Here is an 8,899-nt window from a genome sequence, read left to right as displayed (position 1 = left end):
GTTCTTCATCGCTCTGGCCAGCACAGTCATCACTGTCCGCTGCCTGATCCGACGCGCCTGGACCCTCTACCGCTGGGACACCCGCCCTCGAAACCCCCGCATCCGATGACCTACTGGCGGACACCCTTAGTGCTGATCTCGACCTTCTCGTCGGTGGTTGGGTTCGTGGCGAGATCTTCGGGGGTGCTGTCTTCCTTCATGGGGCCGTCTCCTTTGAGGCTCGCGGTGAACATGCGTGAGCGCACGTCAACGATCAGCTTATGAGCGGAACAGTCCCTCGGGTGGGAGGATCTTCCACCACTCGCCCGAAAGTGGTAGAGGCGGTCCTGATCCTCACGTCAGCTGCCTCCTCCGTCAGGCCAGCCGCCCTTGTGTCTTCTCCGTACCCGCTCGATCGACGGCGTCCGCCGGGGTTCGGGGGTGGGGCACGTGGGCGATCGGCCCCAAGTCGAGGCGCATCGCCTGTTCGTTGTAGAGGGGCTGTACCCACGCATTTGCGGGTGCAGCCCCCGACCGACCGTGTGACGGCTGTCTGGCTACTGCACTGTGACGGTGAATGGGGCGTCGGCCAGGATGCCGTTGATGTAGAACGTCCACACCGTGATGGTGTTCGCCGCGTTGCCGCACTCGGGGCTCCAGTCTGCACTCCCGGCGCAGGTGCCCACGTACGTCGTGGGCGACGCCGGGGGCCGACTGCTGCTACAGCCCGGCTGCCGGGTCGTCCGCGGCCACGGTCCGCAGGGGCCGGTGGCCCTGCTCGTCGAGCTGGGCGAGCTCCGCGTCGTAGTCGACGGTGATGGAGCCGTAGTAGTTCACGGCCGAGCTGCGGGCCGGGGAGATGTGCGCCAGTACCTCGGCGTCGACCTCGCGGCCCGCGCCGCGCAGTTCCCCGACGGCCAGGCCCAGATACTCGGTGTGCCAGCAGATGACCGCGTTGGTCACCACCGTCAGGCACCAGGCCTGCTCGTTCTGCTGCTCGGGCTGGCGGCGGGTGACCTTGCCTTCGCGGGCGTAGTGCAGCTGGCGGCGCAGGGAGTGGATGGACTCACCCCGGTTCAGCTGCCGGGCGATCTTGCGCCGGTAGGCCGGGTCGGACAGATATTTCGCGGCGTAGATCGTTCTGCGGATCGCTCCGTACTCCTTGAGCGCGGCGGCCAGCGCGTTCTGCCGGGAGGACGCCGACAGCTTGCCCACGATCAGGGAGGCGGTGGCGTGCCCGTACTTCAGCGACCCCGCCAGACGGAGCAGGTCGTCCCAGTGATCGGCTACGAGGTCGAGGTTGGCCTTCTTCGTCAGCAGCGGCCCGGCGGTGGGGAACCGTTCCTCGTAATCTCCCTTGGCACCCATTCGGTAGAGGGTGATCTTGCCCAGGTCGCGGATACGCGGCGAGAGCTGCTTGCCCACCAGGTCGAACAGGGCGAAATTGACCAGGGTGACGCCGTGCGTGTCCGTGGCGTGCTCGGTGATCGGCAGGTCGGTGGCGTTGCCCAGGATCTCGTCCAGCACGTAGTGGGCCTCGCGGTGGGTGGCCACGATGACCTTCGTGCCGAACGTCGAGTGCTGGTCCGAGACGTGGGTGTAGGTCGAGATGCCCTCGGAGACGAAGTACTTGTTCAGGTGCCGGGCGGTGATCGACTTGCCCCGGGTGGGGAACCGCTGCCCGTCCGAGGAGGACAGGGTGCCTGACCCGAACGCCGAGGTCATCGGCAGCTTGTGGTGGTAGTTGACCAGCATGATGTTCGCCTCACGCAGCGTTTCCTCCCGGATGTACCACTCCGCGGTCCAGGCCAGCACGTCGTAGGGGATGCCGCACGAGGCGGCCATCCCGTGCAGCCCCAGATTGGTGGAGAGCCCGATCAGACAGGCGATCAGATTCCTCTTGAGCTGCGCCGAGCGGGCCTGCTTGCCGCCGGCATGGACGAAGCAGTCCAGGAAGCCGGTGTGCCGGTCCATCTCCACCAGCAGCGAGGCGATCGGCACGTTCGGCAGCATCCCCTCCAGCTCCGTATGGAGCTCCTCGGCCTCGGACGGGATGTCCTCCGCCGTCAGCGGCGAGATCACCAGCTCACCGTCGTCGTTCAACCGGACCGGCCCGTCGCCGGTCTTGAGCGTGTCCTCCAGGTCGCCCAGCGCCTCATCGAGTTCGTCCATCACCAGCGCCAGCGCCTCGGAAGCGTCGGGGCTCTTACCCACCAGGCGGCAGAACTCCATCCGGTGCGTCTGCCACTGGGCGGGCTTGAACAGGTAGGCGGCCGGGTTGTCGTAGCGACGCGAGCCCGGCACGTACACGTCCCCCGAGCGCAGGCCGTCGCGCAGCGCCAGGAGCGTGCACAGCTCCCAGTAGTGCCGGTACGCGGTCGCATCACCCTTGGCCGCGGCCTCGTCGAGGTAGCCCTGCCAGCGGGCCGGCACGAACAGCGTCGGGGCGCCGTCGGGGACGTTACGGGCGCCGGTGGCGTTCAGCTCCCGCAGGATCGAAAGCGCCTCGATGAGCGGTGTCGCCTCGGTACCGCCGGCGAACCGCACCGCCTCCAACACCTTCGGCGCGAACTGCCGGATGTAGGGGTAGGAGCCCTCCAGCAGCCGCAGATGCCCGTGATCCCTCGGCAGCCGCACCGTGGCCCCGGCATGCGCGGCACGCAGACGGTCCATGCCGATCTTCTCGCGCAGCAGCGTGCCGACGTCCTCGTCCGGGATACCGGCATCCGCGAGCACGGGCAGGATCTCCTCCAGCAGGGTGAGTCGGCCCTCGGAGAGCTTCGCCCGTTCGGCGAGCGCGTCACGCAGCTTGATCCGCGCCCGGGACTCCGAGCCCGACAGGGTCTGGTCGAAGAGCTGGACGACGGAGTCGAGGACGTCCACCGAGGACTGCGCGAGCAGTGTCAGCAGGATCGGATGGCGCCGGCCCGGCTCGCGCCGCACCAGGGCCTGCGCGGTCAGACGGCGCCCGATCTGGGCCAGGTAGCGGCGCCGTTCGGCGGGCAGCCCGGACAGGTCCAGGGCATCGGCGCCCAGTCCCCGCAGGAACCTGAGCTTCTCCACCTCGCCGTCCACGCTGTTGGGCGACGCCTGCACCGGGCCGGTCACCAGCCAGTGCAGCCGGGACGACTTCAGCTTCGGATCCACGACCAGCAGCCCGTCCAGCCCCTCCGCCCGCTCGGCATTGAGTAAGTGGGCCACCCGGGCGTGGGTCTCCCGCTCGGCGGCCTGGCGGGCAGTGCCCACGTGCCCCAGCAGCGCGACCACCCCCGGCCGGATCACCTTCGCCGACCGCAGGTACTCACAGCCCAGCCGGAACAGCAGACTCGGCGAGTCATGCTCCATCCCGCGGGCCAGCAAGAACTCGTCCAGCTCCTTGAGCTCAAGCGCCTTCGCCGGCTTCCACCCCAGGTACTTCGCCACCTGCCGCAAATGGTCCGTACGCGTCTGCTCCCGCGACGCCCCGTACCCACGCAGCACCTCGACCGGCAGGCCGAGCTGCCGGGCCAGCCGCCCTACCGCAGCCGGCGGAGCCGAGGGCACCTCATCCGGCACAAAGCCCAGCCACGGCAGAGTGCACAACTGCACAGCAGCGCCGAGGACCGTCTGCGGACGCAGGAACTTCCGCAGGAACGCCTCATCGGCAGCAGCGAGGGTGAAGTAGCGGATCAGCTCGTCCTTGCCGATCGCCGGGAACGAGCGCAGGGCCCCCAACTCCTCATCAGAGAACACCCGCAGTGCCATCAAAACCGCCCCCTCGCCACCGGACTCACTCATTCAGCCCAACGAGCCACCGGCTCAACGGCAACGGGCCAGGTCAGGGGCTACTCCGTTGTTTTCTCGGCGAGAACTACTGGGACCCCCAGATCTTGGGGAGCGGTCGCGGAGGGTCACCTCAGCGTTCGATTGCGAGGGGCCGGGCTCGCGTGAGACCGCGTACGCCTTGCCGTCCGATAGCGGATAGTGACGCTCCGTCAGGTTTTTCGTCGCCCCTGCCGCGGTTGGCTGAGGACGGTGATGGTGCTGGTCATGCAGACCGATGCACCGTTCTGGAACTCGCTGGTGTTCGACGGGATCGACGAGGTTGATGTTGAGGCCGTCACCGCCGCTTTCGGCTGGGTCGAGGTGGTGGCGAGAGGCCGCGCGGCCGGCTCTGCCTGTCCGGACTGCGGCCGCTTCTCGGACCGAGTCCACGACCGATACCAGCGCAGACTCAAGGACCTTCCGCTCGCTGAGCAGGGCTTTGGTATTCGGCTGACGGTCCGGCGCTTCATCTGCGGGGCTGCGGACTGCTCGCGCCGAACGTTCGCCGAGCCGTTCTCGCAGTTGGCCGCTCCGCACGCACGGTTCACCACGCGGCTCAACCACGCCCTGGAGCGAGTGGGGCTCGCTCTGGCCGGGCGGGCAGGCGCCCGGCTGGCAGCCCAGCTGGGATTCGGAGCCGGCCGGATGACCTTGCTGCGCAGGGTCATGGCCTTGCCCGATCCTCGGTTCAGCACCCCGCGCGTGCTGGGCGTGGACGACTTCGCGATCCGCCGCGGCCAGACCTACTCCACCGTCTTGACCAGCGTCGAAGACCACCGAGTGGTCGATGTGCTCCCGACGCGCGAGGCCGGACCGCTGGCCGCATGGCTGGTCCGCCACCCCGACGTGGAGATCATCTGCCGGGACCGGGCCGGCGCCTATGCCGAGGGCGCACGACGCGGCGCCCCCGACGCTCTGCAAGTCGCCGACCGGTTCCATCTGTGGCAGGGCCTCGGCCGGGCCGTGGAGACCTGCGTCGCCGCCCACCGCGACTGCCTGCGCAACCCGTCGCCCAACAGCATGTTGCCGGAGGCCCCCCGACCGGCTTCCGGTCGGCCGCAGGACGACTCGGAACCCGTCGGCCGACGCGCCGAGCGAAAGAAGGCGGCACACGCCCTGGTCCACGAGCTCCTGGCCCAAGGCCACTCACGCCGGGCGATCGCCCGGCATCTGGGCTGGGGCCTCAACACCGTGCTCAGATACGCGAACGCCGCACGCTGGCAGGAAACCTTCCGCGAGAACCGGCCCCGACCCAGCAGGCTGGACCCCTACAAGCTCTATCTGGAGCAACGCTTCGCCGAGGGATGCACCAGCGTCACCCACCTGCACAGCGAACTCGTTGCCAACAACGCACCCGTCACTTACCAGATGGTCCGCTCTCACATCGCCACCCTCCGCGGGGGTCGGGCCGGTGCACCGCCGCGGCCGCCGACGGTGCGGCAGGTGACCGGCTGGCTCACCCGACACCCCACCTCGCTGAGCGAGGACGACCGCGCCGGCCTGAAGGACGTCCTGGCACGCTGCCCCGAACTGGACACGGCCGCCGGGCATGTCCGCGACTTCGGCGAGATGCTCAGCGACCGTCAGGGTGCCAGGCTCCCTGCCTGGATCGACGCAGTCGCCGCCAGCCAACTACCCGGCCTCACCGGCTTCGCACTCCACCTACTCCGGGACCTGGACGCCGTAACCGCTGGACTCACCCTGCACTGGAGCTCCGGCAGCATCGAGGGCGCCGTCAACCGCATCAAAAAGATCAAGCGACAGCTCTACGGCCGAGCCGGATTCGAACTAGGGGTGCCGTTAACGAGCAGCGAACCAGGTGACAAGTAACCCGCCAGTAGCCTTCGGATCGAAGGCGCCCCATATGCGCATGTCAGAGGACCCCGGCCACGGCCGGGGTCCTCTGAGGTTCTGGGGGTCGGGCTACGCGGCGGCCGGCTCGGGGTCCGGCTCCTGCGGTACGGGCTGGGCGAGCTGAAGACGGCGGCCCATATTCAGCCGTACCTCGCCGTAGGGCTGGATGTGCATCCAGAACAGCGGGGTCAGGGCGCGTTTGTCCTCGTCTGTGAGGACGTCGGCCCATTCGGGGTCGGCGAGCATGTCTTGGATCATGAGGGTGTTCACGAAGACGAGCGCGGTTTGCAGGAGATGGAGCGCGAGGACGGAGAGTTCTTGCTGGTCGCGGCGGTTGCTGCTCAGTTCGCCGCACTTGCCGAAGAAGATGATGTCGTTGGCGCCGTTCCAGCCCTCGACGACGTTGAGGCCCTCCTGGATCTCGCGCTGGAGGTCGCGGTCGCGCAGGTAGCGGGCGACGAAGATGGTCTTCTGGGCTTTGCCGACTTCGAGCATGGCCTGGTAGACGGGGTGGGAGGCGGTGCGGGTGAAGCGGCGCAGGATGGCCTCGGTGGAGGCGGTGCCGACCCGGATGGCGGTGGCGTACTTGATGAGCTGGTCGTAGTTGTTCTCGATGACGTCCCAGCGGATCGGGCGGGTCATCGCGTCGGCCAGGCGCTCGTAGGTGTCCTCGTCCTCGCGGCCGGGCCGGTAGAGCTTGACCTTGTTGATCTGCTTGATGCGCGGCAGCAGGTCGTAACCCAGGAGCCTGGTCAGCCCGAACCCGATTTCCGACTGGCCGTGCGAATCGACGTAGTTGCCCTCGGCCTGCATGGTGGTGGCGTGGCGCATCATGCCCTCGATGGCGGCGGCGACCTCGGAGGCGGTGCAGTTCAGAAGCTGGCTGTGAATGGCCATCGAGCCTTTCTCGATGTGCCAGTACACGAGGACTCCGCGGCCCCCGTAGCGGGAGTGCCACTCGGTGAAGATGTTCCGGTCCCAGGCCTTGAAGTGCGTGGAATCGCTGGCCACGGTGGTGGTGCCCTGCCCCCAGACGGTCTCGGAGCGGGCGGCGAAGGTGGCGTTGGCGATCTCCACGCCGGCGGCTTTGAGGCCGGTGGCGGTCAGGTAGCGGCGGGCGGTGTAGCGCAGCTCTTCCTCGCTGTGCCCGTGCTCGCCGGCGGCGACCGAGCTGATCCCGGAGTTGGTGCCGTAGGCGTAGGCGATCAGGAGTAGGCGTTCCAGGAGCTTCGCCTCGTCGATCGCCTCCCGGGAGCCGATGGGCGAGAGGGCCTTGAGCATCCCGGTGCGCAGGGCGGCTTCCTTCAGGATGTCGATGAGGGCGACGGCGCCCCATTTCTTGCGGATCGCTTTCTTGAGCTTGCGCAGGTTGACGGGTTCTTTCTGCGGCTCGGGGTCGGTGAACTTGATGGCCCCGCCCCGGCGCTTGCCGCTGATGGTCACCCAGGGCAGCTTCGGCAGCTTGGTGTCCAGGGCGCCGAGCTCGGTACGCATCTCGCTCTTCAGCTGGGCGATGAACAGCTTGGCGTCGCGAGGCTTGTTCAGCTTCTCGTAGTACTCCGCCCGGCGGACCTCGAAGTCGTCCGGGAGGTCGTCGTCGGGGTTGCGCCATTTGTCGGCGCCGACCACCCAGATCTCCTTGCAGCGCAGCCGGTCGCGCAGGGACTGGAAGACGCAGGCCTCGTAGACCGTGCGCATGACGCGCTGGGGCCCCTTGTCGGGGGCGTGGATCGCGAACTCCATCCAGTCTTTGCGCACTACCCCGTCCAGGGGGATGGTCTCGCCGAGCGGCAGGTAGGTGGTGGAGGAGTCCTTGTGCCGCTCGATGAGTTTCAGCGCTTCCATGACGGGCTTGTGCTGGTCGTTGGAGGAGCGGAAGTCCAGCACGCCGAGGAGCTTCATCAGCCCGCTGCGGTAGTGGTTGGAGTAGGAGGACTTGAACACCTCCCGCTTGGAGCGGGCGAACTCGGCGTTGGTGGCCTTCATCTCGGCGACCAGGTCCTGGAGCGTCTTCTCCCCGCCGGCCGCCGGGTAGATGACGGAGCGGACCGAGCCCTCGGGGGCGCCGAGCGAGGCGGCGGCGATCTTCCCGAGCAGCCCGGACTTGCCGCGGACCTTGGTGAACTCGGCGACGAAAGCCTCGGTCACCTTCTTCTCCGCCCGCGCGTTGATGCGGTGCACCGTGGAGTTCAGCAGCTCCACCAGCGTGTCGGTGATCTCCCGCTCCCGCTGGAACAGCAGTGCGGCCAGGAGCACGTGGCGGACAGGGGTGTCGAAGCGCCGCAGATGACTCGGGGAGGCGGCCGACGCCCTGGCCCGCCACGCGTTGATGACCTGCACGCCGATCCCGGCGAACACCTTCGCCGGGACGCCGACCGCGCGGACCTGCCCCAGCTTGGAGATCTCATCCAGCAGCGAATTGAGGCTGACGTTGCCCGGATGGGCCTTGATGTCGGACAGCACCGACTCCACATCGTCTTCGCCGTCCTCACCGTCGCCGTCCACGGCTGCCCCCTCGCCCTGCTCGGCGCCGGCGCTGATCAGGTCGGTGGAGACCAGCGCGTCCAGCCAGCGGGGACACTCCTCGGCCCGCGCGAGCCGTGCGGCGACCTCGGCGACGGCCCGTTCGTCGGCCTGGTGCAGCGCGGAGCGGAGGATCGTGTTGACCTGGGCCGCGGTCGGCGGCTCGATCAGGTCCACGCGCATCTGCCGCACCAGCTCGGCCCGCACCTGCTCCTCGCGGCGCTCGTCGTGCCAGATCACGTCGACCAGGTGTGAGACGAGCTTCACGTGGTCGGTCTTGGTGCACTCGTGCCAGCCGGTCAGGTCCCGCAGCTCGCTGCGGTGCCGCTTCGCGGCGCGGGAGGTGAAGTCGTAGAAGCCCAGCTCGCAGGCGGCGGCGCCGACCTGCTTGGCGACGTGCTCGACGGCGTCGGGCGGTAGCTCCAGGCGCATCTTGGGGAACCGGCCGCGCCAGGTCAAAAACTTGAGCTGAACGGCGAAGCCCAGCCTGGTGGCGCCGGTCTTGTTGCGTAGCCAGCCCACCTCGTCGCTGTTCAGGGTGAAGTGTTCCACCACCCCGTCCAGGCCCAGATCCCGCCGCCCCATCCCCGGCGCCCCCTGCACTTGCTTCAGCCCGTCACCGGGACGCCGATGTTCACTCGTGCAGCCCAACGAGTTGTGCACGCCGCGGCAACGGTCGGGCGCCTTCGGCGCGGGGTCCGCAGGAGGCTGCCGGGGGTGGGGAAGGCCGACGGGCCGC

3 protein-coding genes and 1 pseudogene are annotated in these 8,899 nt (G+C 68.5%); 2 read left to right on the top strand and 2 right to left on the bottom strand.

The features are described 5' to 3' along the window. A pseudogene (locus AC061S_RS35565) lies at positions 1-109 on the top strand (IS5/IS1182 family transposase); the annotation flags it as partial. A gap of 590 nt (positions 110-699) precedes the next feature. On the opposite strand, the gene AC061S_RS35560 reads toward AC061S_RS35565, so the two are convergent. Next, positions 700-3,723, bottom strand: coding sequence for a Tn3 family transposase (locus AC061S_RS35560; protein ID WP_478690014.1), 3,024 nt, complete (start codon positions 3,721-3,723; stop codon positions 700-702). Between the two features lie 285 nt (positions 3,724-4,008). On the opposite strand from AC061S_RS35560, the gene AC061S_RS35555 reads away from it, so the two are divergent. Continuing rightward, positions 4,009-5,613, top strand: coding sequence for an ISL3 family transposase (locus AC061S_RS35555; protein WP_478690013.1), 1,605 nt, complete (start codon positions 4,009-4,011; stop codon positions 5,611-5,613). Positions 5,614-5,706: 93 nt separating this feature from the next. Here AC061S_RS35555 and AC061S_RS35550 read toward each other — a convergent pair whose 3' ends face one another. Then, the gene (locus tag AC061S_RS35550; protein ID WP_478690012.1) at positions 5,707-8,745 is read right to left on the bottom strand and encodes a Tn3 family transposase; all 3,039 of its coding nucleotides are present in this window, start codon (positions 8,743-8,745) and stop codon (positions 5,707-5,709) included. Positions 8,746-8,899: the final 154 nt, after the last annotated feature.

Source organism: Streptomyces sp. CA189, from assembly GCF_056428985.1.
This window is presented reverse-complemented; position numbering and strand designations above follow the sequence as displayed.